This is a genomic window from Vibrio sp. Vb1018, assembly GCF_033338775.1.
Classification (GTDB): domain Bacteria; phylum Pseudomonadota; class Gammaproteobacteria; order Enterobacterales; family Vibrionaceae; genus Vibrio; species Vibrio alginolyticus.
This window is the reverse complement of record NZ_JAWOTI010000003.1, coordinates 177,552-201,721: the sequence shown is the minus strand read 5'-3', so window position 1 is coordinate 201,721 and position 24,170 is coordinate 177,552. Positions and strand designations below refer to the sequence as shown.

The following is a 24,170-nucleotide window of genomic DNA, read 5'->3' as shown; positions in this document are numbered from 1 at the left end:
CATGAACAACGTTAATACTCGATTCCATAAAACGGTGGTTTATTCCATTGTTGGGATCATGCTCATCCCGATTTTAGCGACCTTTGTCTATTCGCTTTCATCACGCTGGGGTGCCACGGTGCTTCCAGATGGTTTCACTTTTGATTGGTACGTTAAATTGCTGACCGACCCACGCTTTTTGCAAGCGTTTGGGCGTTCGCTGTTTATTTGTATTGCTTCGCTAACCCTCAGTGTGCTTCTGGTTCTGCCAGCGATATTCGTGGTGTTTTACTACTTTCCGAAGCTCGATAAGCTCATGAACGTATTGATTTTGCTACCATTCGCTGTACCACCAGTGGTGTCCTCCGTCGGCTTGCTTCAACTTTATGCTGACAGTGAAATCTCCCTTATCGGTACTCCTTGGATTCTAGTAGGTACTTACTTCACCATCGCGTTACCGTTCATGTATCGTGCGATTTCTAATAGCTTCGAAGCAATTAACCTTAACGATTTAATGGACGCTGCACACTTGCTAGGGGCAAGCACAACCAAAGCGTTTTTGATGGTCATTTTACCTAACCTCAAAAAAGGACTGATGGCATCGCTTTTCCTTTCATTTTCATTTCTATTGGGAGAGTTTGTGTTCGCCAATATTTTAGTCGGCACACGTTATGAAACCCTGCAAATCTACTTGTATAACATGCGTCAGACGAGCGGCCACTTTACGTCTGCCTTAGTGATGACCTACTTCCTATTTATTTTTTTACTGACTTGGTTGGCAAGTCGTTTCAGCCGAGGAGTCAAACAATGAGCTACGTAACAGCGAAAAATCTGACTAAACGTTTTGGTGATAACACCGTATTTGAGGACATTCACTTTAACATCGAGCAAGGTGAATTCATTACGCTTTTAGGCCCTAGCGGTTGTGGTAAATCGACACTACTTCGCAGCCTTGCTGGGCTTAACCCTGTCGATGGAGGCGAGATTTGGGTAAACGGAGAAGATATCACGCATCAAGTCCCGCAAGAGCGTGGTATTGGGATGGTCTTTCAATCGTATGCGCTGTTTCCCAATATGACCGTCGAAGGCAACATTGCATTTGGCTTAAAAATGAAAAAGCTTGCGAATGATGATATTCGACGTGAAGTGGCTAAAGTCATCAAACTGGTGGATCTGACAGGTAAAGAAAAACACTATCCGCATCAACTTTCTGGCGGTCAGCGCCAGCGTGTCGCACTCGCTCGAGCGTTGGTGGTGAAACCTCGCATATTATTGCTTGATGAACCACTTTCTGCGCTTGATGCCAAAATCCGCAAACACCTTCGTCAGCAAATCCGAGATATTCAGAAAGAGATGAATCTCACCACTATCTTCGTAACTCATGACCAAGAAGAGGCGATGATTATGTCTGATCGTATCTTCCTAATGAGTAAAGGAGAAATTGTTCAAGCAGGAACACCTGAAGAAATCTATACTCATCCTGCTAACGAGTTTGTGGCCGGTTTCATGGGGCACTACAACCTTGTAGAGGCCAATAAAGCCAAGCAACTCTTCAACATTGATACCGAATGGAAAGTGGCGATTCGCCCAGAGTCTATATATGTAAAAGAGCAAGGTCGTCAATATGATAGCCACATCTCAGCGCCACAAGTAGGTACGATCACCAACCACCAGCTTCTAGGTAATGTTATTCGCTATCAAGTGAACGTTGAAGAGTGTGAGCTCACTGTTGACTTGCTTAACCGCTCTTCAGAACGCTTACTAGCGAATGGCAGCCAACTAGAGCTACTCTTTAACCTAAACGAAATTCAACCAGTGAGAGCCTAAACATGTCCAAACCTTTGTATGTTTTTGATATGGATGAAACCCTAATAAACGCTGACTGCGCAATGATTTGGAACGAGTTTATGGTTGAGAAAGGCATCGCGACTGATCCTTTATTTATTATGGAAGATCAGCGTCTAATGGCCTTGTACTCTGAAGGCAAAATGGACATGGAAGATTACCTAGCGTTCTCCATGAAGCCACTAGAAAACATGCCGATTGAAGAAGTAAACGCCTTGGTTGAAGAATGTGTTGAAAGCCATATTTTGCCTAAACAGTTCCCTCAAGCCAAAACCCTGATTGAGCAACTGTCTCGTGATGGTATAGATATGGTTATCATCTCTGCCAGCGTCACTTTTTTGGTGGAAGCCGTTGGTCGCCGTCTTAATATTCCAACCGCACTCGGAATTGATTTAATCGAGAAAAACAACCGTTATACTGCTGAAATCGACGGTATCCCGAGTTATCGTGAAGGCAAAGTCACGCGATTAAAACAGTGGCTAGAAAATCAGCCTGAGCCTTATTCCGAAATCCATTTCTATACCGATTCAATCAACGATTTACCGCTTTGTGAATACGCGAACTACGCTTATCTGGTAAATCCATGCCCACAACTAAAAGAACACGCCAACAGACCGAATTGGAGTGTGTTAAGTTGGGGGTGATATAGCCTCACAAGACCGTTCTTCCTAAGTAAATACTTTTCTATTTGTTCAAAGAGCAGTTCTTTCTGCTCTTTTTTACTTCTCTTCATCACAAATTAATCACTTGATTAAATACTGATTAATTTTTCACATGTCACATGAGAAATCAGCGTCTTATAATTAATCAAATGTTTAATATTTTGAGAGAAGATTGTGACGGAAGCGCATCGAAGGGCGGGAAGACCCACAGATAATATCGACGCAAGGGAAAAACTGATTTTCCATGCGCGCGAACTCTTCACCATTATGGCTTATGACAAGGTCTCTACTCGCCTAGTCGCGCAGAAAGCAGGCGTGAACGTGGCGATGATTCGTTACTACTTTGGCAACAAAGAAGGCTTGTTCGAGACCATGTTGCGCGAAACACTGTCACCGATGCAAAAGCAGATGCAGACGTTGGTATCCAACAGTAACGAGCAAAACTTTCTCGATCTAATGCGTACCTACTACCGCGAAATGATCAAGGTACCACAGTTCCCACGCTTAGTTGCCCAAGTTATGAATATGCCCCCATCGGAAACCCAACGCAAACTGCTCGAAAAGGTCTTCGCAGATATCAGCAAGCCAATGCAAGGCGTGATCTTTGATAAGCTGATCGACAGTGGCGTTTTACGAAAAGACGCCGACCCTCAACTTTGTCGCGTCTCTTACATAAGCTTAATGGTGTTTCCTTTTATGGCACCACCAGCACTGCTCGCCATTCATGGCATTGAACTTTCAGAAGCCTTCTTGAACCGATTATTCGAACACAACATACAACTGATGAAACATGGATTTTTAGACTCGGGCGACCAATATGAAAATGAATAAAAAGCTGCTGTTCTTTCCTGCCCTTGCTGTTGGGGTCGTCATTCTGTTTTTAGCGATTAGCCTCAAGCCAGATTTGCCCGTAAAGCCTGCGGGTGATCGTGCAAGGTTGGTCGAGACAATTCCTCTTGAGCTCAAAGCAATTGCACCTGTTGCTATTGGCTTTGGTAAAATCGCTCCGAAAGTTGAATGGAAAGCGATAGCCGAAGTGACCGGCAAAGTGGTTTACCGTCATCCGCAACTGGAAAAAGGACAAGTGCTGCAAGCAGGAACGGAAATCTTGCGAATCGACCCACTCGATTACGAACTGAAACTGGTTCAAGCTCAAGCCGATCTCAAATCTGCCCAAACCTCTCTGGCTAAGCTGAACCAAGAAGAAGCGAATCTCAAAAGCACCCTCAAGATAGAAGCCAACCGTCTGGTCATCGCCAACAAAGAGTTAGACCGTAAGCAAAACCTACGTAAAAAAGGCCTAACGTCTCAATCGGATGTAGATCAGCAAGAGCAAAGCGCGCTCTCTCAACGTAAGTTAGTACTGGATATTGAAAATCAAATTGGTTTGATGCCGGATGAGAAACGAGTCGCGGAAGCCCTAGTTAAAGTTAATGCATCAAAAGTGGATGAGGCCGAACGCTCGCTTGATAAAACCATCATCACGCTTCCTTACGATTTGCGTATTGCTGACGTAGAAATTGAGAAAAAGCAAGTGGTTAACCTCCAACAAACCATGGTGACAGGACATGGTATTGATGTCATGGAAGTGGAAGCTCAACTATCCATTCATGACATGCAAACTTTGGCGGCGAGCATCGGTGAGTTTGTCCGCGATGAATCTGGTATTCCACAACCTGATATGAATGCGATTCATGCCAACATTGAACTCAGCAGCGGTAACCTCTCTGCAAGCTGGCCTGCGAAAGTTGCACGCATCAGTGAAACGGTTGATCCAAGCCAAGCGACTGCCGGTGTGATTCTGGAAATTGAACAAGACTACCGTGCATTAAACCCAACGTCTGCGCCTCCATTGGTGAACGGCATGTTTGTGCGTGCCTTGATTGAGGGACAAGAGAACCCGAGTTGGGTCATCCCAGAGCGTGCGCTTCATGGCGATAAGATTTACCTGATGGGAGATGACAACCGTCTGCAAGTCGTCACGGTTGAAGTGTTATATCGTCGCAATAACCAAGTGGTGATCGATGGTGAACTAGAGCAAGGTCAGAAGCTGATCATCAACGATTTGCTGCCCGCAATTAACGGCATGCTATTGAAAGAGTCACCTGAACAGTCAGAAGCCACTATTGAGGAGTCTGATTCATGATCCGATTCTTCGCCAAGCATCCAACAGCAGCCAACTTGCTGATGCTAACGCTGCTGATATTGGGGATTTCTTCACTTTCCACGATTAAGCGTGAAACTTTTCCTGAGTTTGATCCGCCCTACATCCTAGCTGGTGTAGTCTACCCAGGAGCTTCCCCGCAAGAAGTCGAAGAGAGTATCTGTGTCCGAATGGAAGATGCTGTTGATGGCCTTGCTAACATTGAAGAAACGCAATGTGAGGCGATAGAAGGCTCTGCGCGTCTTATCTTAAAACTGAATGAAGAAGCCGACATTGGGCGCATGTTGGTTGATGTTCAAACCCAGATCAACTCGATAAACGACTTCCCACAAGAGATTGAATCTCCTGTGGTCCAAGAGCTCGATTGGAACGAGCCAGTTGTGGATGTCGCCATCACCGCAGATACCACATGGCCAGAGCTAAAAGCGTATGCCGAACAGCTTAAACGCACGTTAAAAATCGATTACGATGTGTCTTTGGTTGAAGTTGCAGGCTTCTCTGACCACCAATACCGAGTAGAATTAGATACTCAAGCTATTCGACAACTTGGCTTGAGTGTTGGTGATATTGCTGAGCAGATTGGTCGTCAGAACGTCAAGTTGCCAAGTGGTAATGTCGAAACGCCAGATAAGAACTTTCTGATCCGCTTTGACGAACGACGCGTGACGCCAGAAGAGCTTGAGACTATCGTCGTGGGCTCTGGTCCAAATGGGTCAATCATCCGTCTAAGAGACATTGCGACGATTACCGACCGATTTGAATTGGACGAACAGAAAGTCCTCTTTGATGGTCACCCTTCTGCCCTACTAAAAGTCAGCAAAAACAAAGAAGACGATGCACTGCGCATTAAAGAACGTGTTGCTCAATTTGTCGAAGAACAACAAGCCATCGCGCCAGACGGTGTGATGCTACAAATGACCAATGACCTTTCATCCGTGCTTTGGGATCGCCTGACCATGATGGTCAAAAACGGTTGGCAAGGTATCATTCTGGTCTTCGCCACCATGTGGTTGTTCTTTAGTTTTCGCTACTCTTTTTGGGTCGCAGCTGGTTTACCTGTTGCCTTCTTAGGTGGGTTATTTTTGATGGCGCAACTTGGCCTGTCCATCAACATCATGTCTTTGGTCGGGTTACTCATGGCCATCGGTATCATGATGGATGACGCCATCGTTATTGCCGAATCGATTGCCGCTCACCTCGACCGAGGAGAAGAGATCGATGATGCCGTTATCAAAGGAGTGAAAAAGGTACTGCCAGGGGTAATTTCTTCCTTCCTAACTACGGTGTGTATTTTTGGTAGCTTGTTATTCCTGCAAGGTGAAATGGGTGCGGTACTTAAAGCAGTTCCTCAAGTTCTGATCCTCGTTTTGAGTTTGAGTTTGGTGGAAGCCTTCTTGATCCTACCTAACCACCTTTCTCATTCGCTACATAAACAAAAGCAAGAGCGAAAAACACCGAAGTTCAAACAAAAGCTGCTCGCTTCTTTTGAAAACTTTCGCAACACCACCTTGGTCAACGCAGTGGATAAAGTGGTCGAGTATCGCTATGCCTTTATGGGTGGTGTGGTTGCCTTGCTTCTTATCTCCGCTGCCACGTTAGTAGGTGGTTTGCTCAAGTTTCAACCCTTCCCTGAGTTGGATGGCGATATTGCAGAAGCGCGCATTATTCTTCCTCCGGGTTCTTCTCTGTCTCAAACGGAAGCTGTCGTCGATAAGATCGTCGCTTCCGCTCAAAAGCTAGATAAAGAATGGACAGAGAACGTGGAAGACGGCAATCCATTGGTTCTGCACATCACTAGTCAATTCAATGCTAACGCCGACGCGAACGAATCTGGCCCTCACATTGCGACGGTACGTCTGGATTTGCTGGGCGCCGAGAGTCGTAACACACTCATCGATGAATTTATCGATGCATGGCGTGAAGACATTGGTGAACTTGCCGATCCTATCTCACTGGTATTTAAACAACCGACTATGGGGCCGGGTGGACGAGCGATTGAAATTCGAGCGAAACATGATGATCTTGATGCGCTCAAAGCAGCCTCTATCGACATTCAGCAATACTTGAATGAGTTTGACGGTGTCCATGGCGTGTTGGATGACATGCGTATGGGTAAAGAAGAAGTCTTGGTTAAACTGCGTCCGGGAGCGGAAGCTTATGGGATTAACGGCCAACTCATCGCCAATCAATTGCGCGCGGCTTTCTTTGGCCAAACCGCAGACGAAATCCAAGTTGGAGTAGAAAATATTTCCATCGAAGTTCGCCTTGATAAAGCGCAAGCTGGTGACTTACAGCAATTGGCAAACTTCCCAATTATCTTGTCCGATGGAAGTCAAATTCCGCTCGCGACCATTGCTACTTTGGATTTCCAACGTAATTACGTAAGAATCCAGCGCATTGATGGCTTGCGCACCGTGAGCGTATTCGGCGATATCGACAATACGAAAGCCAACTCAACCGCCATTATTCGTCAGTTCCAACAGGATGAAGCGCCAAAGCTTATGCAAAAGTATCCTGGTCTTCGCTTTGATTTTGAAGGCGAAGCCAAAGATACCGCTGAAACTGGCGCATCAATGGGTAAAGGCTTCTTGCTTGGTTTGTTTGGCGTGTTTGCGATTCTGAGTTACCAATTCCGCAGTTATTTGGAACCATTCGTGGTCATGCTTGCGATTCCACTCGCCTTTATTGGCGTGGTATGGGGACACATCCTACTCGGTCACTCATTAAGTATGCCGAGTATGATGGGCTTTGTCTCACTAGCGGGGATTGTGGTGAATGACTCGATTCTGTTAGTTCAGTACATACGCCATCATGTCGATGAAGGGGATAATGTGCACGACTCAGTAGTCAAAGCCAGTCGGGAACGCTTTAGAGCAGTATTCCTGACATCAATGACCACTGCAGCAGGTTTGCTTCCGTTACTGACTGAAACCAGTTTGCAAGCACAGGTTATCCAACCACTGGTTATCTCTATCGTGTTTGGTATTTTCGCATCCACTCTGCTGGTGTTGTTTATGATCCCTGCTGCGTATGCCATTTTAGCTGACTTCGGCCTAGTCCATAAGCACGAAGAAATCTAAAACGACTGATAAGTAAACTTATCAAAATGCACAAGAGCGGCTTAGGTCGCTTTTTGTTCAATACCAATGCGTTAAAAAACACACAATCACTTAACAAACAGAGGGTTATTGTGTCTTATTAAGTGTGAATATGAACAGTTAAGGATTAAGTATGTTGAGTTTTATATAACCAAATCAAATAACCAACACAAGATTTATAATATGTCTTATTGTCAAAAACGGAATTTCACAGAGTAAAAATACACGTAGGCAACACATTCACAATTTAAACTCACGATAATGAAAACATTGATTGAAGAATTAACATTTTAACAATCATTACAACAATGTTAACTTTAGCCTCGTTGGTCGCGCTGGTGGTAAGCCTCTCACCAAGCCTATTGTCAGTTTTATATGGACGTTCGACCATCTCCAAAATGAATAGACACCCAATTTGGTGCCCTTTTTTCGCCCGTGAAAGCATTCTTCGCGGGCTTTTTTCTTCCCACTGAAATGGACTTAATCTGCGTTAGTTTCTTTGCTCAATCTCTCTGTTTTTCCAGCCGTATACGATTCGATTACCGGAGACAAGTCCAGTAATTCCAATACTTTTTTTTCAAAAGTTTCATCAGCACTTCTCACCCAATCTAAAAACTTCTGCTTAGCAAACATCGATTCGTACTTATACCAAAACTCGATGCTCAGGTAGAATTCATTTTTTATGGGTAAATTGTATACTCTTCGTAATTCACTCTTATACTTAAGATTACCTTCTGAGTATTTTGAGTATTTGTTTTTTCCAACTTCAACTAGCTCACACTTTATTGGTGGATAACCACTTAAGAAACCTCTAATTAAATATTCTTCTTTTTCTCTTTTTCGGTCTTCACTTTCTGGAATTTCTCCCCATTGTTTATTCGCACGCTTAGTCAATTCTTTCATCAAGTCTGTATGATACCCCCTCATAGAGCCTTCACTTTGCTCCGGGGCATGATAAAAATCATAATATTCTCTCTCTAAAAATGAGGACAATTGACTAATATTATCAATATCTTCTCCAGTAGATTTAACCCGTAGCCTAATATATAATCCACCTTGTTTGTTAATAGGAAGCAAAGGGTTTAATATTTTCTTCTGAAACAAAAAATATACCGTAGCTAACTTTACAAACCTTTCATGCCTCTCTATTTTTGATTCAACATCGAACTGTTCTAAATTAACAAGATCCTGGTATACATGTCCTTCATATATGTTGTTCGGACACTCAAATGACAGCACTAAGTCATCTATCTGGAACGCATTATGTAATAAATTAGAGAAATCCGGCTTTCCTCTAAAACCATCTTTACACATTTTAATAAAACTCATATGTCTATCTCTTATTCTTCAAATATGCATCAATACCTTTAAACGAGAGCCTGCAATATGAGTTCTAATTCAAGTAAAGGTAAGCCACATACTAAGGTAGTATGAAGGTCAAAAAGGAGATCGGATCTTTTCTAAATTTTAAATATCTAACATCACCTCCACTTTACTGAAATCTACACTTTTGAAAGTTACATCCGCTCCATCCAGCAATAGCTCATCAAACACGCCAACTATTGATAATAAGCTTGAGGATCTGATCTCCACCCATGAAATGAGAAACAAAAAAGCCAGCCTTAAAAGGCTGGCAAGTAGAGCAACAAGGTCAGTGCTTACTGCTAACTAACACCGAACTCGTATTGGATTCATTTTCGTCTGTTAGTCTCTTTTATCGGCGTTTATGACTTGCTTGCTTTCTCTTTGTGGCACGTTACCTTTACTAACTGTTCTTGCTCATCTTTAATGTTTTTCACGATACGCTCATCACGTGCGTGAATGGCATCCATGTTCATTTGCTGAATATCTGCTATAGTTTCATGTTTCATTTCAGAAAAGTCCTGACGTAAATCTGAGCTCCACTCCTCTTTGTCTAAAGTGTTAGCAGCAGCGATTGGTGATGACATTACAGCAATAAGACTTAGAGTAGATAGAAATACGCTTTTCATAATAAGCTCCTTGAGGATTAGCAGTTAATTTTAATTACAATTTATATATTGCACATACGATGCCAACTTTTATTTTGTTATTTTTCAATAACTTAAATAAAACCTCATATTCAACATTATCTTCGTCTGGTAAATTTCGCTAACCAAGTGTTAAATTAACCATACGAATTTAAAACATTAGAAACATACACATTAGAAATGCTTTGTCAGGCAGTTTTCTCATCAGATAATTACGTAACTGCCCACTAAAAAATCACTTTGAATCAAAATGCGGAAACAAAAAAGCAGCCCGAAAGCTGCTCCTAATCGTTAACATCAAGCTTGTTAACTCGATACGCTTGCCTCAACGCTCGACGTCACTGGTGAATTTCTGAAACGATTAATCAAACGATGGATAAACCTCTTAATCGATCTGAAAATATTTTTAATATCTTCAAGCATTAAATACAAACAAGGCACCAACACTAAAGTCAGAACCGTTGCGTACAACACCGCAAAGCCCAAAGCGACAGCCATCGGTATGACAAAACGCGCCTGCAAACTCGTTTCAAACATTATCGGCAATACACCCGCAAACGTCGTTATTGAGGTGAGCGTGATAGCTCGAAAACGAGCACAACCCGCCTCAACAACCGCTTGTTTGATGTTCATACCCTTTTCTCTCACTTGGTTTACGTAATCTGTCATAACCAGAGAGTCGTTGATAACCACGCCAGCAGCGGCGATCAAACCAAATGTCGACATCATACTGATGTCTAAACCTAGCCAGAAATGGCCCCAAATCGCCCCCGTCAGACTAAACGGAATGACGGACATTACAATCAAAGGTTGGGTATAACTTTTTAACGGTACAGCTAACAAGATGTAGACGATGATCATGCCTGCAATAAAGAACAAAATCTGTTCATTACGCTGCGCAGCCTGCTCTTCAATATCACCACCCAATTCTGTTTTCACACTCGAGAACGCTTGCTTCATATCCGGTAAGATATTGTCGTCAATGACCTTCACGATTTCTTGAGGTTCAACCAATTCTTCGTCTATCGAACCATAGACATAAACGGTTTGATACCCGCCTTCACGTCGAATGCTACTCACGCCCGGCTGCTCATTGATCTTCACCACATCACCCAACATGACCTTCTTACCTGCTGGTGTGGTAATCACAGCGTAACGCAATGATGAGAATGCTTCACGCGTCAGTTGCGGGTAACGCACCATAACTTTAATTTCTTCACCATCACGAATAATGCGCTGTGCTTCTCCACCATAAAAGCTGCCACCAACTTGCTCTGCGATCATGGTGAGATCCAGACCGAGATCGTACGCTACAGGCGCAAGAGACAGGAGTACTTCTTTGCTTCCAGAATCAATAGAAGATGAAATATCATATAACCCTTCTTCCTGCTGTAAACGCTCTATCAAGTAACGCCCAGCCTCGTTGAGCTCATTGATGTTAGAACCAAACAACAAGTAGCCAAACTCATCTCTGTCACCACCACCCGCACTCTGCTCGCGGATTTTGATGCTCTTCATACCTGGAATAACAGGCATAGCTTCACGCCAACGTCGAGCCAGCTCAAATGTATTGAACGGGCGTAACTCTTCATCAACCAAAGGTACTAATACACGACCTTCGGTGCGGCTTCTGTTGTACGACAGCACATCACGAATCATTCCTTGACCATGTTTTGCAATGGTCTCAGATTCGATCTTTTGCATGACACGTTCGATGGTTTTGAGTGCACTGATTGTCTGCTCACTTGAAACGGTATCATTCATTTCAATAGTGATCGCAGGATAGTCAGTCGGCACTTTAGGGTTAGGGATCACCCGAACATAATTCGCGTTGATCAAAGCCGCGCTGATCAGCAGTAAACCACAGAACACCGCAAACACTGTCCAGCGCCAATGGGTGCATGTTGTTACAAAGTTACGATACAGACCGTTTACAAAGCCGAAGAAACGTTGGTTGAATCGGTCACGCCAGCCACCTGGTTTAACTGGCTTAAAATGAGTATGCGCAAGGTGTGCAGGAAGGATCAGCTTCGATTCAATCAAACTGAAGATCAAACAAAGAATCACGACCCCCGCGATACCATAAAAGAAGGCACTATCAATACCACTAGACAACAAGAAAGGGGCAAACACAGCAATTGTGGTTAACACACCGAAAGTGGCTGGTGTGGCAACACGTTTTACACCACGAACCACGTTTTCGACGCCACCGCCTTTTTCTTCAATTTCGCTGTAAGCGCTCTCTCCCATCACGATGGCGTCATCAACTACAATACCGAGCACCATAATGAAGGCAAAAAGAGACACTATGTTTACCGTGATCCCTAATGCAGGCATCATCATTACGGCACCGAGAAAACAGACAGGTAGCCCAATCATTACCCACATAGCCAAGCGGAAACGTAGGAAAATGGTCAGCATAATCGCGACTAATGCAGCGCCTTGCAGCAAGTTTTTCAACATCATGTCGAGACGCCCATTTAAATAATAAGTCGTATCAACTAAGACTTTGAGCTTAACATCCTGCGGTAATGTCTTGTTTTTTGCTTCAATATAATTACGAACGGACTGTGCAACAGGGATAATGTTCTGGTCACGAGTTGCTTCAACAGACATGTAGATCGCATTCTGACCTGAGTATTCAAAGTAGCGCTCTTCTTCCGTAAAGCCATCTTTTATTGTGGCAATATCTTGCAACAGAACCTTTGCACCATTTGCGCCAAGCTTTACTGGAATATTTCTAAACTCATCACCACGGTAGTATTGGTTTTCAATCCTTACTGCAATCATCCCTGAGTTTGTTTTTACTTCGCCCGCAGAAAAGTTGGCTGAGTAACGGCTGATCGCGCTGCTGATATCGCTCAACGTCAGGTCGTATTTACGAAGAACAAGTGGGTCAACTTCAATCGCTATTTCTTCTTCTGGCGCACTCAGATACACCAGCATGACGTTTTCTAACTGAAGTAATTCATCTTCGATTTGCTTAGCAAGCGGTTTAAGCTCCTCGAGCGGTCGGTCCCCAACTAACCCCATTTCGATTACATCTTGGCGCCATTCAACTTGGTAAACATTGATTGGTTCCATACCCGTTGGTAAGTTAGACAATGTATCAATACGTTGGTTTACATCATCTAAGACACGCTTGATATCGGCATTAACGTCTACCTCGATAGAAACATACGCGCTACCTCTAGAGGCCGTTGAGACTGCTTTTTTAATCCCGGTGACGTCTTTAATCGATTCCTCGACCTTAACGAGAATACTCTCTTCTATCTCTTGAGGAGAAGCGCCAGGATAAGCCGCACGAACATCAATGTAGTTCACCTCAATATTCGGAAACATCTGCCTTTGAATAAAGAGAAAACTCACCACACCCATGATAATGATGAACACCATCAAAAGGTTGGCAGCGACGGGGTTATTCGCAAAATAGGCAATTAAGCCCTTTTGTTTAGTATCTTCCATGACAAACTCCTACTTACTGTACGACGGTTTCGGAGTCGTCACTCTTTTTTGCGATTTGTACCGCCATGCCTTTTTGAGGGTACTCTGGTAAGGTCAGTACCAACTTATCACTTTGCTCTAAGCCTTCGCCCACCAGCAAAAACTCACCTTCTGCTCTCAAAACCGTGACAGTTCTGGGTTGAAGTTGATTATCGCCATTCACCACCCACACGGTACGGTTTTTAACTAATTCCTGTGGTAAGCGATAGATATGCTTAAGTTCCTTACCAGTGAAACTCACTTCAACGTAGGAGCCGAATTTAATTGGAGGCTGCTGGTTATCGACACCGTATGGGTCCGCGATTTGAATGACCATGTTAATCATTCGGGTAGCGCTATCAATCATGCCTAAATCACGAACTACTCGACCTTCTCTAGTGGTAGAAAACACACCTTGCTGCGTCACTGTCGCAGTGAGTTCACCAATGGATTCGGGTAAAAATGCACTATCAAAACCGGCAATGGGTACGTGCACCTCTGCCACTTCGATGTTGTTTAACGTGGCAACTCGAGAACCAGATGTAACAAATTGACCAACACCAATATCACGCTCAACAACCAGCGCATCGTAAGGTGCAACGACTTTGCAATTTTCTAACTCTCTTTTTGCTCGTTTGAGTGCCGCTTGAGCCGACTTTACTTGCGCTTGTGCGCTCAAAACGTGAGGCTTGCGTAAATACAGATCCGTCACTTGCTTATCGCTCAGTCTCTTTGCCTGACGTTTTGCCACTTCGGCTTTCGCTTGTTCCTCAATCAAGTTTGCGCGTGCACTAGCTAAATCGGCTTCAGCTTGTAAAACCGACGCTTCATAGTTGTCGCTTTCAATTGTGAAAAGAACCTCTCCTCGTTTCACGATGCCACCCGTTACAAAATTCGGGTGCCAACTTATCACTTCACCACTGACTTGCGCGGAAAGGTGTGTTTTTTCAAAAGGGACTAATTCACCGTGACTGGTAATCACCACTTTGTGATCAGTAGGAAAAAGAGAAGAAGCCTGAACAGTAGGTTCTGTAATTGCATCTTTGGTTGACTCTTTTTCCGGCGCAGTTGCGGCAATTGCAGCATATCCTGCATAAGAGCCTCCAACGACGACGAAGGGTAAAAGCCAACGTAATATGGGTTTTGCTAACATCGAAAATCCTTTTTTATTGTTGTTTTCAACACCACACTTTTATTCAGTCCATTGCTCCCGGTAAGCATGGTGATGAGAGAATTGAATTTGAATAAACATCAAAGCGGCGCTTGCCTAGTCTTTTAAGCAGCGAACTAGATAGTTATTGCCAATTCAAAGTTAATAAAATTAACAAAAAATTAACCAACTGCGCAAGTTGCTCTGACTTAACTTTTGTTCTAAACAGCAAATGACATGCCAAGCATTTATTTATTAAAAATCATATGGTTATATGAAAAGCATTATTTTATCCAGTGTGCTATTGGTCATAATCACCAGATATTAGTGATTATGACCAATACGGCCATAATGATAATTAAAATAAATGATTATCTGCGCTCTAAAAGTTGAACTTAGTGCAGGCTCTATGGCAATTCATTGATTAATCGCTCGTTATCAAACGGTTCTGGGTGCATGTGGCGTCAGCTTAAGTCTATAATTTGGAGTAGGTAACACTCTGTAAGACAAGGAAATGTGCTTTGTTACAAACGCTCGCCAAGTTGCTCTTCCCCTCGCTGCTCACTATTTTATCGGCATGCTCATCCGTATCGTTGAATGACGCCAGTGAAAAGTCCACCAGCTTTCAGCTCGGTTATCAAAAGGATTCTGTTCTTGCGCAGTACTTTGAAGCTTACGGGAGAGACCCTAAGTCCATAACTGGCTTTGCACCGTTAAATCAGGGACACGATGCCCTTCTTGCTCGAACCTCTTTGATCGAGTCCGCCCAGAAAAGCCTTGATCTTCAATACTATATTTACCGTGGTGACGAAACGAGTCAGCTAATAACGTGGCGCTTGTATGAAGCGGCAAAGCGTGGTGTTCGAGTAAGGCTGTTGCTTGACGATATGCAAAAGCGAAACGACGATGTGATGGCTGCCCTCAATGCACATCCTAATATAGAAATCCGCTTATTTAACCCGCATCAGTATCGCGACTCCCGTTGGTTCGCTCTTGCTAGCGATTTTGAACGTCTTAATCGTCGTATGCACAATAAGTCTCTGATTGCAGACAGTGTTTCCGCCATTGTCGGAGGTAGAAATATCGGCAATGAATACTTCTCTTTTGAATCGCAAGTTGAGTTTGGTGATTTTGATCTTCTGCTCTATGGTGAGGCGGTACAACAAACTGCCGATCAGTTCGACCTCTACTGGAATAGCGCCTATGCGATACCAATGGAATGGATTACACCGAATTCACAGCAAATTACCGACCAAGCGATTCAAAAGCAGGTCAATAAACTCCGGTTAGAGGAAAAGTTTTCAACCGGCCGCTATGACTTCACACAACTGGATATGTACCAAGATCTAAAACAAGGCAAACTCAAGCTCTACTGGGGAGAAGCGAAAGTATGGTTTGATCTGCCCGATAAAGTCGCAACCCGAGAGAGCCAACTTATTGATAATTTGTCGGAACTGGTTAAAAGTGTTGAGGATTCATTTGTGCTCATTTCTCCTTATTTCGTTCCAACTAAAGTAGGTACTCAAGCATTAAGTAACGCGGCCAAGCGAGGCGTTGATATCACGATTGTGACCAATAGCCTCGCGTCTAACGATGTGTTTGCCGTGCATGGTTGGTACGCAAAATATCGAAAAGATCTACTCGAAGCTGGAATCAAGCTTTGGGAAGTAAAAGCGAGCGCAAAACTCAAAAGTAAGTGGAGCCTCACGGGGAGTAGCAGAGCAAGTTTACACGCTAAAGCAATGACGATTGATAACAAAACACTTTTCGTTGGTTCAATGAACTGGGACCCACGTTCGGCAGCTTTGAATACCGAAATGGCCGTTGTTATCGAACAGCCAGAATATGTGCAAATGTTTCTAGAACAACTGCCGAATCAACTGTCGAGTAACGCCTATGCCTTAACTCTGCGCGACGGGGACATTGTCTGGACCGACGTAAAAACAGGCGAAGAATACGACTCCGAACCAGAAGCAGGAGTATGGCGAAAAATGGGCGCTTGGTTCTCCGGAATATTACCAATTGAAGATCAGCTATAACAGTTGCCAATACTGCAAATCTCCCCAGTCACGCAAAACAAAATGGACGCTAGTTTTGGGGCTGGGGACACAACCAACATAAGGAAGTTCAATGCCAGCGCAATGGAATGAATACTATCAGAAGATTTTAAGCCAACCTCACCGCCCAAACGTGGAAAATGCCGTAAACCTACTTAAGGTAGAAGGCAAAGTCGCTCTCGATATTGGCTGCGGAATAGGTCGAGACAGCCACTTCCTCCTCGAAAAAGGATTTAAGGTTCACGCATGTGATAGCAATGAAGATGCAGTAAAAACTTGTTTAACACGCTTTGAAGGTAATAAACGATTTTCGGTTTCGCAGTGCTGTTTTACTGAATTTAATTATCCTCAGTGCAGCTTGGTTATCGCAAATGCCAGTTTGTTCTTTTGCCCTGACACAGGCTTCAAACAAGTCTGGACAAAAATAGACAGCGCATTACAACCAGGCGGTATCTTCTGCGGCGATTTCTTGGGAGTGAAAGACTCCTGGGTTACCTCCGAAATGCATCCAAACATTACCGCATTAACAAAAAAGGAAGTGGAAAGCTTATTCGAGGGTTACGGCCTCATTTCATTGCATGAAAGAGATGAAGACGGGACCACTGTAGTAGGAAGCCAAAAACATTGGCACATGTTTAGTGTGACCGCTCGAAAGCGCTAAAAATGGTCTCTCAATAAAGAAAGCAGCACTTCAAATCAGTGCTGCTATCAGAGATTAATTGACGGGATACACCACTTCAAAACGCTCTAAAACCAGCGTACGTTTCTCATGCCAATCGATGTTCAACTCATCGCATTCAGCTTTAAAAAATGCAGTATGTGCATCACGCCACCAGTTTAAGGTTCTATCACCTTCGCCTTCTGCGAAGGCAAACTCTGCGGTTACATCCTCATATTTGCATGTACTTACGTCAGTAATTCGTATCACGCAAACCGGGTCCCCATCCCAATTCGTCACTACTTGTAAATGACCGACTTGGGGCATGATTTCACCATGCTCTCGATACCAAAGCTCCAAACTGCACGATGCTGTTTTCTGTCCAATACGAACCAAATCTGCGCATACATTCGCGTTGTATTCGTCGGCACAATAATAGTCAGCACTGACTGATGGTACAGCTTCCCTTTGTTCTGGTGATAATAATTCTAGGAATTGTTCTAAGTAATCCTTAGCTCGCGCGTCCATGCTCACTCCATTAATCATAAATTCGCAAGGAGGATAAAAGATATCACAACAAATAACCACCAGGAACAAACTGAAAAACAACAAGAATATGACTTCTACGTAGACGACTGTTATTTCTTTTGTAATAACTTTGCTAAACGTTTGTGCTATTTGCTATTGTTGCATGGTCTATCTGTACTCTTCTCGTGAAAGGACGTTATATGCGCTTATTTATTGGTATTTTTTTCTCGCTGATACTTGCCTTGCCAACAATGGCATCGGAGGAAAAGTATTCAGAATCGGATCTGTTAGATAGACCATTAATGGAACGCTATATTTTAGATGAACTAAAAGCGCTACGTCAGGACTATCAAAGCCTAGAAAAGCGAATGATCACAGAGATCACCGATCGCGAGCTAACGGTCGCAGATAAATCGTTGAACTATGCCAACGTGACCGTTACATACTTCTTCTACATCATTGCTGGTGTCGCATCGCTGATTGCCTTTGTCGGATGGCAATCTCTGCGCGAGTTTAAACACAACACCAAAGAGATGGCTGATAAACGATTGGAGAAGATCGCCCAAGAATACGAGAAAAAGTTTGTCGCCCTTGAGCGAGATTTAAAACGCAAAACTCGCATTATCAGTGAAAACAACAAAGAGATTGAGAAAATCAACGAGATCCATAACTTATGGCTACGTGCACAAAGCTCTCAAACTCCAGAACAACGTATTGAAATCTATGATGAAATCTTATTAATTCGTCCAGGTGATTTAGAAGCGTTGACTTACAAAGCCGACGCAGCGATGGAAATCAACGAATACCATTGGGCACTTAGCATTTGTAACCGCGTACTTGAAGTCGATTACACCAACGGCCCTGCACTGTATCAACGCGCGTGTGCATACTCTCGCCTTGGTATCGAAGAGCAAGCTATTGAAGACTTGGAACGCGCAATTGAATACAGCCCATCCATTCGTGATTTACTTGCCGAAGAACGAGACCTCGAATTGCTGCACGGTAATGAGCGTTTTGAAAAGCTCTTACATCTAGCAAGCGAATAATGGAATAAACAGCATGAGCAGCCACTTTAATCTAGAAGACGCTAGCCAAGTATTGGTTGGTGCTTTTGCCCTAGCAGTCCCGATCTCATTTTCGGAGGAGGCGTGGCGATTGGGTGAGAGCCTACCAATGGCAAACTTGCTCATGCTGTTAAGTCTTTCTGTCATTTTCCTCAGTTTTTTCGCGTATCAAAGCGTGTTTCAAAGCCACATCAAGAATCGCGTATCCATCTTTATTTTTCGTGTGGTTATCGCGTACCTCATTGCGGCCGTTGTGGTAGCGTTAGTTCTTTTCTGTCTTGATAAGCTGCCACTCATGAATGAGCCTTTGGTTGCGATAAAGCGCGTTATCGTCATCACAATGCCTGCTTCGATGGGCGCGATCGTAGTCGACAGTTTCGACAAAGAATAGAGATAATCGCTACTCTTCTTCTAACGTTAAGTTCGACCCCGAGTGGTCTTTCCCTAATACATCTTCTGGGTTTCGCAGTGCGCAGGTTTCTAACGACAAGCACCCGCAGCCAATGCATCCGCCTAAATCGTTTTGCAACGCTTTAAGTTTTTGAATCTTTTGTTCTAACTGTTCATGCCAATGGCTTGCCATTTCTTCCCATTGCGCTTTGTTAGGGGCTTGGTGTTTCGGCAGTTCATCTAACGCATGTTTAATTTCTTCTAACGACAACCCAACTTGCTGCGCTGCTTTGATCACCGCAACACGGCGCAACACACTGCGATGGTAGCGACGCTGATTACCTTGATTTCTCCAGCTCGAAATCAGTCCTTTTTGCTCGTAAAAATGTAGGGCAGATACTTTCACTCCAGAACGTTTTGCCACTTCTCCTACGCTGATTTCCATCCTTGACTCCCTGCGTATCAATTTTGTTAAAAAAATGCTTTACCTCAAGTTTACTTGAGGTTTTAAAGTTGCACCATCTTAATTAACGCTAAACCCCGGCGATCTCAAGATAATGTATTCAGCGCGAACGACTTGGTTGTTAACCACAAGACAGTTGGACATCAACCTTTTGAAATCCATCGGGAGTTAGAGGCAAACATAATGAAAAATAAAACTCAGCCGTACTTAGCTGGCCGCTTCTTCGACAGTATCTCCTCTGGCTTATTCATGATGGCGCTGCCATGGGTCATGCTTTCCGAACCTAACATGGGCACTTTCGTAGCTTTAGTTTCTCTGAGCTGCACCGCGATTTCTTTTCTAGCAACGCCTTTCTTTTCCACTTTAATTGACCGACATTCACGCAAAGTACTACTCGTGCTCAATCAATGGATTCAATCGGGTATGGCTTTGGTGGTGTTCATTGCTTATTGGTTAGGGTTTGAGTCACACTGGTTGCTGGCTTTTGCGCAATTGGTGTATTGGGTTTCGAGTAATTTTGCATGGACGACCAACAACGCCTTCACCCAAGAAAATTATCAGCACCATGAGTATGCGAAAATTTCGGGTCAGCAAGAAATTGTAATGCAATCCACAACCCTCGGAGCTGGCGCGTTGGGTATTGTTTTGCTTGAAATGTGGGGTATGAAAGAGTTTGCTTTGTTTGCGGCCAGCGCCTCTGCGTTAGCAGCGATGTTCTATATTCTGACGCCTTATACCCAACAATTAAGGGCGTCAAAATCCGTTGCTTTCATCGCGCAACTCAAAGAGAGCAAACAAATATTCCGTCTCGAACCCCGATTTTATGGCTTTATTCTGCTCTCTTGCCTCTCTTATCCTGCATTGACGTATTTGAGCAAACTGGTGCCGATTTGGTTTTCTGAACAAGGCATCTCTGGCGATTGGTTTGCAGGGTTCAACATCAGTTTTGGCCTCGGTTCGTTGCTAACCGGCTTTATTGTCACCAAAGTGCTAAGCCGTGCCTCCCATAGCCACATTATGTTCGCTTCGATGGTTATGGTATCTTTTGCGCTTATCGGGATGAGTTTTGCGATGAGCCCGCTGACCATCTTATTGTTTACGGCGCTGTTTGGCGTATTTAACGCGCTAAATCGCATTGCGAGAGTCAACTGGATGCATCACACCGTAGCGGTTCATCAACGAGGTCGCGTCGATGGCGGCATCAGCATGTTTGCCACCACCATTCAATCTCTCAGTTACGTCCTGATTGCAATGTTGAGTCATTACGAACTAACACAATACGGTTTTGCAATCGCAGCTGCTGTCATGGTGTTAGCAGTGATTTTGATGGGATTACTCAGTCGAGACGTCGAGCCGTTTAACGACCTGCCCCTTCATGCAGCAGCAAAGTGAAGCATAGAAATTGAGAAGTTGAGAAATTGAAAAAGCGAGATAGGAAGGCAACCAACATCGTCTTCCTATTTTTTACGCCAGCACTTTTGCCTCTATCGCTTATCAGCAAGGTTGGGTATTCTGAAGTGACCAACATGAGCAGGGGGAAATCGCAGTGAACTTAAGGCAATTAGAAGTCTTTTACGCCATTATGCAAGCAGGAACGGTGTCAGGCGCGGCTCGCTTACTGCACGTTTCCCAACCTAATGTCACTCGAGTTCTCGCCCATACAGAACAACAACTGAGCTTCGCTTTATTTGAGCGTGTAAAGGGCCGTCTCGTTCCCACTCAAGAAGCCAAAGCCTTATTGCCAGAGGCTGAAAAAGTCTATCAACAACTCGGACAATTTCGCTCTCTGACCAACAAAGTCAAACAGGGAACTCAACATTTACGAGTTGGTGCTCCGCCTGTTTTGGCCGCACACTTGTTAGCGCCGACTGTCGCGTTGTTATCGAAAGAGCACAGCATCTCCTTTGAGCTCTTAACGGCCAATCGCGATGAGCTGTGCTCAGGTTTACTGAAACATGAACTGGATGTCGCCATTGCGTTCGGTGAAGAAACACCACCAGCGATCATGGGGCACGTGTTATTGAAAGAAAACTTAGCACTGATCGCTCCTAAAAGCGCAGCGATACCCGCAGAAAAAACCGTCATTTTAGAAGAACTCATCAGTCACGATTTACCCATTATCGGTTTAGATAGCCGAGACCCTCTGGGCTTGCTGTTACATCAAACCTTGTCAGCGCGTGACGAGCATTATCAACATGCCATTACCGTCCGCAGCTACTCCGCGGCGGCTGAACTGGTGAAAAACGAAGCAGGATTCGCGATTGTAGACCCTTGGACTGCAAAACAATATCGCCAAGATAATGCCGTTTCCGTGCATGCTTTGGAGCCAAATATGTCCTTCTCTGTCTCTATTTTATTCGCAGAGCACACACCTCAATCCATTGCGACAAAGCAATTTATCACCGCCCTAAAACAACAGATGGTTTAAAGGTATAACCTGAAGTTATACCTGCCTAACAAATAAGCATTCGGTTTCCTAAATCAGTCTGGCTACATTAATGAGCAATAACGATGACGAAGGGAACCATCATGCAAATTGCTCAACCTTACCTACTTTTTCTTGGCGATGTAACCGATCCACTCGCAGCAAAAACCGCGCGTGGCATATATCAATGGCGACCTGAGATTTGTCTTGGCCAAATCCGCCTGACGCCAGAAACCGTATCGCTTAGTTTAACCGACATGACACTACAACAAGCGCAGCAGCAAGGAGCAAAAACGCTGGTGCTTGGCACTGCAAATCCAGGAGGCGTCATTCCCGAAGCTTGGCAAACAACCTTACTTGAAGCCGCAGAAATGGGATTTGAAATTGCATCGGGCATGCACCAACGTTTGGCGGAATTTGCTCCTCTTGCCGATCTAGAACAACGCGGATTAACCAAACTGTATGATGTTCGCCATTATGATGCCCCGCTCAAGGTCGGCAATGGCAAAGCTCGTGCAGGCAAGCGAGTACTTACTGTAGGGACAGATTGCTCCGTTGGCAAAATGTACTCTGCCCTTGCCATTGAGCATGCATTGAAGCGTAAAAACTGTCGTGCAGAGTTCAAAGCAACGGGTCAAACCGGAATTCTCATCGCAGGCAGTGGCATTTCGATTGATGCCGTAGTTGCCGATTTTATCTCCGGCGCAGTAGAAGCGATCAGCCCTAAGTTCACCGATCACGATTGGGACATCATCGAAGGGCAAGGTTCATTGTTTAACCCTTCGTTTGCTGGCGTAAGTTTGGGCTTACTTCACGGCGCACAAGCTGACGCTCTGATACTGTGCCATGAGATTGGTCGCCCGCACATCCGCAACTTACCACATGCGAGCTTGCCAACCATTGAACAAACGATAGAAGCGAATCTGGCCGCTGCTCGCCTAACAAATCCAAACGCTCAATTAGTGGGTATTTGCTTAAACACTTCGGCGCTCAGCGAAGAAGATGCAGCCCAGTTATGCCAGGATTGGAGCGACAAATACCAAGTGCCCGTCACCGACCCTGTACGTTTTGGCGTTGATGCGGTTGCAGATAGGCTCCTTACGATTTAAGAAACATTTACGGTTTAGAAAATAACTGTGGTTTAGGGAAAACTAGTGAGATGAAAATTCATGTAGAACCTGTCACGCTTGCCATGGCGACACCATTTCGCATCTCTCGCGGCAGTCGGACAGAGTGCCACGTAGTCCGAGTGACAATTGAACATCGAGGCATGACCGCCCAAGGTGAATGCACGCCATACCCTCGTTATGGTGAATCGGTTGAATCGGTGATTAAGGCGATTTCTCACGCCGCACATGAACTGCAAAGTTTGTATGCCAAAGGCGAAGCTGATGTCATGGTTCTCAAAAGCCAGCTTCAATCGTTATTACCCGCAGGGGCGGCAAGAAATGCATTGGATTGCGCCCTTTGGCATCTTCACGCGCTTTTGAGCCAAAAGCAGCAGGTTCACGACCTCTTTACGTTGCCCGAGGCGATTGTGACGGCGATGACGGTTTCTATCGACAAGCCGCAAGCGATGGCAAAACAGGCACAAGCTTACCTTAGCCAAGGCGCAAAACTGCTTAAGGTAAAACTGGATGGTGAAAACGTGATTGAGCGCGTTGCAGCAGTACGCGATGCCGCGCCGCACGCACAAATTGTCTTAGATGCGAATGAAGCGTGGCAAAACCTCGACCTCGCGACGGTATTTGCTCAACTCGAACCGTTTAATATCACCATGATCGAGCAACCGTTGCCACAAGACTGCGACGACGTACTCGCCAGCATTCCGCACCCCATTCCACTTTGCGCCGATGAAAGTTGTCACACCAGAGAGCAATTGCATCAGTTGGTTGGCAAATATGAAATGGTGAACATTAAGCTAGATAAAACTGGCGGGCTCACTGAAGCACTATTATTATCCGACGACGCCCAAAAACTCGGTTTTCGCCTCATGTCCGGTTGTATGTTGGGGACGTCGCTTGCGATGCGTGCTGCCTTACCCATTGCTGCTCAGGCAAGCGTTGTCGATCTTGATGGCCCGTTGCTGCTCGGACAAGATGTAACGCCAAGCTTGGTTTATTGCGACGGCGAAATCGTTCTTTCCAAATAGCCTAAACAATCCAGAGGTTTTGCTCCAAAAGTCAGAACCTCTG

20 protein-coding genes are annotated in these 24,170 nt (G+C 44.5%); 14 read left to right on the top strand and 6 right to left on the bottom strand.

Annotation, left to right across the window (positions count from 1 at the left end; translation table 11 throughout):
• Position 1 precedes the first annotated feature (1 nt).
• The 6 genes from R7Z10_RS05640 (at position 2) to R7Z10_RS05615 (ending at position 7,730) form a co-directional block, all read left to right on the top strand.
• On the top strand, positions 2–790 hold the full coding sequence (locus tag R7Z10_RS05640; protein ID WP_017633567.1) for an ABC transporter permease: 789 nt from the start codon (positions 2–4) through the stop codon (positions 788–790).
• Positions 787–1,806 carry an ABC transporter ATP-binding protein gene (locus R7Z10_RS05635; RefSeq protein ID WP_318104278.1) on the top strand — a complete coding sequence of 340 codons (1,020 nt, stop codon included), beginning with the start codon at positions 787–789 and terminating at the stop codon, positions 1,804–1,806. Before R7Z10_RS05640 ends, R7Z10_RS05635 begins: the two co-directional genes overlap by 4 nt.
• Before the next feature lie 2 nt (positions 1,807–1,808).
• Positions 1,809–2,468, top strand: a complete 660-nt coding sequence (locus tag R7Z10_RS05630; protein WP_017633566.1) for an HAD family phosphatase — start codon at positions 1,809–1,811, stop codon at positions 2,466–2,468.
• Positions 2,469–2,660: 192 nt separating this feature from the next.
• Entirely contained in the window at positions 2,661–3,317 is a 657-nt protein-coding gene (locus R7Z10_RS05625) for a TetR/AcrR family transcriptional regulator (protein WP_213891515.1), read from the top strand.
• Positions 3,304–4,632, top strand: coding sequence for an HlyD family secretion protein (locus tag R7Z10_RS05620; RefSeq protein ID WP_318104276.1), 1,329 nt, complete (start codon positions 3,304–3,306; stop codon positions 4,630–4,632). Before R7Z10_RS05625 ends, R7Z10_RS05620 begins: the two co-directional genes overlap by 14 nt.
• Positions 4,629–7,730 carry an efflux RND transporter permease subunit gene (locus R7Z10_RS05615; protein ID WP_318104274.1) on the top strand — a complete coding sequence of 1,034 codons (3,102 nt, stop codon included), beginning with the start codon at positions 4,629–4,631 and terminating at the stop codon, positions 7,728–7,730. The genes R7Z10_RS05620 and R7Z10_RS05615 overlap by 4 nt, the downstream gene beginning before the upstream one ends.
• A gap of 498 nt (positions 7,731–8,228) precedes the next feature.
• Here the strand turns inward: R7Z10_RS05615 and R7Z10_RS05610 are convergent, their stop codons facing one another.
• The 4 genes from R7Z10_RS05610 to R7Z10_RS05595 all read right to left on the bottom strand — a co-directional run bounded on the left by R7Z10_RS05610 (position 8,229) and on the right by R7Z10_RS05595 (position 14,393).
• Positions 8,229–9,077, bottom strand: a complete 849-nt coding sequence (locus tag R7Z10_RS05610) for a DNAase (RefSeq protein ID WP_318104271.1) — start codon at positions 9,075–9,077, stop codon at positions 8,229–8,231.
• A gap of 395 nt (positions 9,078–9,472) precedes the next feature.
• Positions 9,473–9,739 (bottom strand): hypothetical protein, encoded by a 267-nt coding sequence (locus R7Z10_RS05605; protein ID WP_191115800.1) that lies wholly within the window; start codon positions 9,737–9,739, stop codon positions 9,473–9,475.
• Between the two features lie 324 nt (positions 9,740–10,063).
• Positions 10,064–13,222 carry an efflux RND transporter permease subunit gene (locus R7Z10_RS05600; protein WP_318104268.1) on the bottom strand — a complete coding sequence of 1,053 codons (3,159 nt, stop codon included), beginning with the start codon at positions 13,220–13,222 and terminating at the stop codon, positions 10,064–10,066.
• Positions 13,223–13,235: 13 nt separating this feature from the next.
• Positions 13,236–14,393: an efflux RND transporter periplasmic adaptor subunit gene (locus R7Z10_RS05595; protein ID WP_025767993.1), complete on the bottom strand. Its 1,158-nt coding sequence runs from the start codon at positions 14,391–14,393 to the stop codon at positions 13,236–13,238.
• Positions 14,394–14,911: 518 nt separating this feature from the next.
• On the opposite strand from R7Z10_RS05595, the gene R7Z10_RS05590 reads away from it, so the two are divergent.
• Together R7Z10_RS05590 and R7Z10_RS05585 are read left to right on the top strand one after the other, a co-directional pair.
• Positions 14,912–16,429, top strand: a complete 1,518-nt coding sequence (locus R7Z10_RS05590) for a phospholipase D family protein (protein ID WP_318104265.1) — start codon at positions 14,912–14,914, stop codon at positions 16,427–16,429.
• Between the two features lie 91 nt (positions 16,430–16,520).
• Positions 16,521–17,108, top strand: coding sequence for a bifunctional 2-polyprenyl-6-hydroxyphenol methylase/3-demethylubiquinol 3-O-methyltransferase UbiG (locus tag R7Z10_RS05585; protein WP_215810474.1), 588 nt, complete (start codon positions 16,521–16,523; stop codon positions 17,106–17,108).
• Positions 17,109–17,162: 54 nt separating this feature from the next.
• Here the strand turns inward: R7Z10_RS05585 and R7Z10_RS05580 are convergent, their stop codons facing one another.
• Positions 17,163–17,633: an ASCH domain-containing protein gene (locus tag R7Z10_RS05580; protein WP_017635141.1), complete on the bottom strand. Its 471-nt coding sequence runs from the start codon at positions 17,631–17,633 to the stop codon at positions 17,163–17,165.
• Positions 17,634–17,833: 200 nt separating this feature from the next.
• Here R7Z10_RS05580 and R7Z10_RS05575 point away from each other — a divergent pair, with 200 nt between their 5' ends.
• Both R7Z10_RS05575 and R7Z10_RS05570 read left to right on the top strand, forming a co-directional pair.
• Positions 17,834–18,679, top strand: coding sequence for a tetratricopeptide repeat protein (locus R7Z10_RS05575; RefSeq protein WP_005373890.1), 846 nt, complete (start codon positions 17,834–17,836; stop codon positions 18,677–18,679).
• Between the two features lie 13 nt (positions 18,680–18,692).
• Positions 18,693–19,088: a DUF2391 family protein gene (locus R7Z10_RS05570; protein WP_005373896.1), complete on the top strand. Its 396-nt coding sequence runs from the start codon at positions 18,693–18,695 to the stop codon at positions 19,086–19,088.
• Between the two features lie 9 nt (positions 19,089–19,097).
• Here R7Z10_RS05570 and soxR read toward each other — a convergent pair whose 3' ends face one another.
• Positions 19,098–19,532, bottom strand: a complete 435-nt coding sequence (gene soxR, locus R7Z10_RS05565) for a redox-sensitive transcriptional activator SoxR (protein WP_005373898.1) — start codon at positions 19,530–19,532, stop codon at positions 19,098–19,100.
• Between the two features lie 201 nt (positions 19,533–19,733).
• Here soxR and R7Z10_RS05560 point away from each other — a divergent pair, with 201 nt between their 5' ends.
• The 4 genes from R7Z10_RS05560 to dgcA all read left to right on the top strand — a co-directional run bounded on the left by R7Z10_RS05560 (position 19,734) and on the right by dgcA (position 24,127).
• Entirely contained in the window at positions 19,734–20,942 is a 1,209-nt protein-coding gene (locus tag R7Z10_RS05560; protein WP_017635140.1) for an MFS transporter, read from the top strand.
• Positions 20,943–21,096: 154 nt separating this feature from the next.
• On the top strand, positions 21,097–21,978 hold the full coding sequence (locus tag R7Z10_RS05555) for a LysR family transcriptional regulator (RefSeq protein WP_005387199.1): 882 nt from the start codon (positions 21,097–21,099) through the stop codon (positions 21,976–21,978).
• 101 nt (positions 21,979–22,079) lie between these two features.
• On the top strand, positions 22,080–23,084 hold the full coding sequence (dgcN, locus tag R7Z10_RS05550; RefSeq protein WP_318104338.1) for an N-acetyltransferase DgcN: 1,005 nt from the start codon (positions 22,080–22,082) through the stop codon (positions 23,082–23,084).
• Positions 23,085–23,134: 50 nt separating this feature from the next.
• Entirely contained in the window at positions 23,135–24,127 is a 993-nt protein-coding gene (dgcA, locus tag R7Z10_RS05545) for an N-acetyl-D-Glu racemase DgcA (protein ID WP_318104258.1), read from the top strand.
• Positions 24,128–24,170: the final 43 nt, after the last annotated feature.

Bases quoted from the DNA above. Each gene is read 5' to 3' on its own strand.
- R7Z10_RS05640 (WP_017633567.1), top strand. From the start codon at position 2: ATGAACAACGTTAATACTCGATTCCATAAAACGGTGGTTTATTCCATT.
- R7Z10_RS05635 (WP_318104278.1), top strand. From the start codon at position 787: ATGAGCTACGTAACAGCGAAAAATCTGACTAAACGTTTTGGTGATAAC.
- R7Z10_RS05630 (WP_017633566.1), top strand. From the start codon at position 1,809: ATGTCCAAACCTTTGTATGTTTTTGATATGGATGAAACCCTAATAAAC.
- R7Z10_RS05620 (WP_318104276.1), top strand. From the start codon at position 3,304: ATGAAAATGAATAAAAAGCTGCTGTTCTTTCCTGCCCTTGCTGTTGGG.
- R7Z10_RS05615 (WP_318104274.1), top strand. From the start codon at position 4,629: ATGATCCGATTCTTCGCCAAGCATCCAACAGCAGCCAACTTGCTGATG.
- R7Z10_RS05610 (WP_318104271.1), bottom strand. From the start codon at position 9,077: ATGAGTTTTATTAAAATGTGTAAAGATGGTTTTAGAGGAAAGCCGGAT.
- R7Z10_RS05605 (WP_191115800.1), bottom strand. From the start codon at position 9,739: ATGAAAAGCGTATTTCTATCTACTCTAAGTCTTATTGCTGTAATGTCA.
- R7Z10_RS05600 (WP_318104268.1), bottom strand. From the start codon at position 13,222: ATGGAAGATACTAAACAAAAGGGCTTAATTGCCTATTTTGCGAATAAC.
- R7Z10_RS05595 (WP_025767993.1), bottom strand. From the start codon at position 14,393: ATGTTAGCAAAACCCATATTACGTTGGCTTTTACCCTTCGTCGTCGTT.
- R7Z10_RS05585 (WP_215810474.1), top strand. From the start codon at position 16,521: ATGCCAGCGCAATGGAATGAATACTATCAGAAGATTTTAAGCCAACCT.
- R7Z10_RS05580 (WP_017635141.1), bottom strand. From the start codon at position 17,633: ATGGACGCGCGAGCTAAGGATTACTTAGAACAATTCCTAGAATTATTA.
- R7Z10_RS05575 (WP_005373890.1), top strand. From the start codon at position 17,834: ATGCGCTTATTTATTGGTATTTTTTTCTCGCTGATACTTGCCTTGCCA.
- R7Z10_RS05570 (WP_005373896.1), top strand. From the start codon at position 18,693: ATGAGCAGCCACTTTAATCTAGAAGACGCTAGCCAAGTATTGGTTGGT.
- soxR (WP_005373898.1), bottom strand. From the start codon at position 19,532: ATGGAAATCAGCGTAGGAGAAGTGGCAAAACGTTCTGGAGTGAAAGTA.
- R7Z10_RS05560 (WP_017635140.1), top strand. From the start codon at position 19,734: ATGAAAAATAAAACTCAGCCGTACTTAGCTGGCCGCTTCTTCGACAGT.
- dgcN (WP_318104338.1), top strand. From the start codon at position 22,080: ATGCAAATTGCTCAACCTTACCTACTTTTTCTTGGCGATGTAACCGAT.
- dgcA (WP_318104258.1), top strand. From the start codon at position 23,135: ATGAAAATTCATGTAGAACCTGTCACGCTTGCCATGGCGACACCATTT.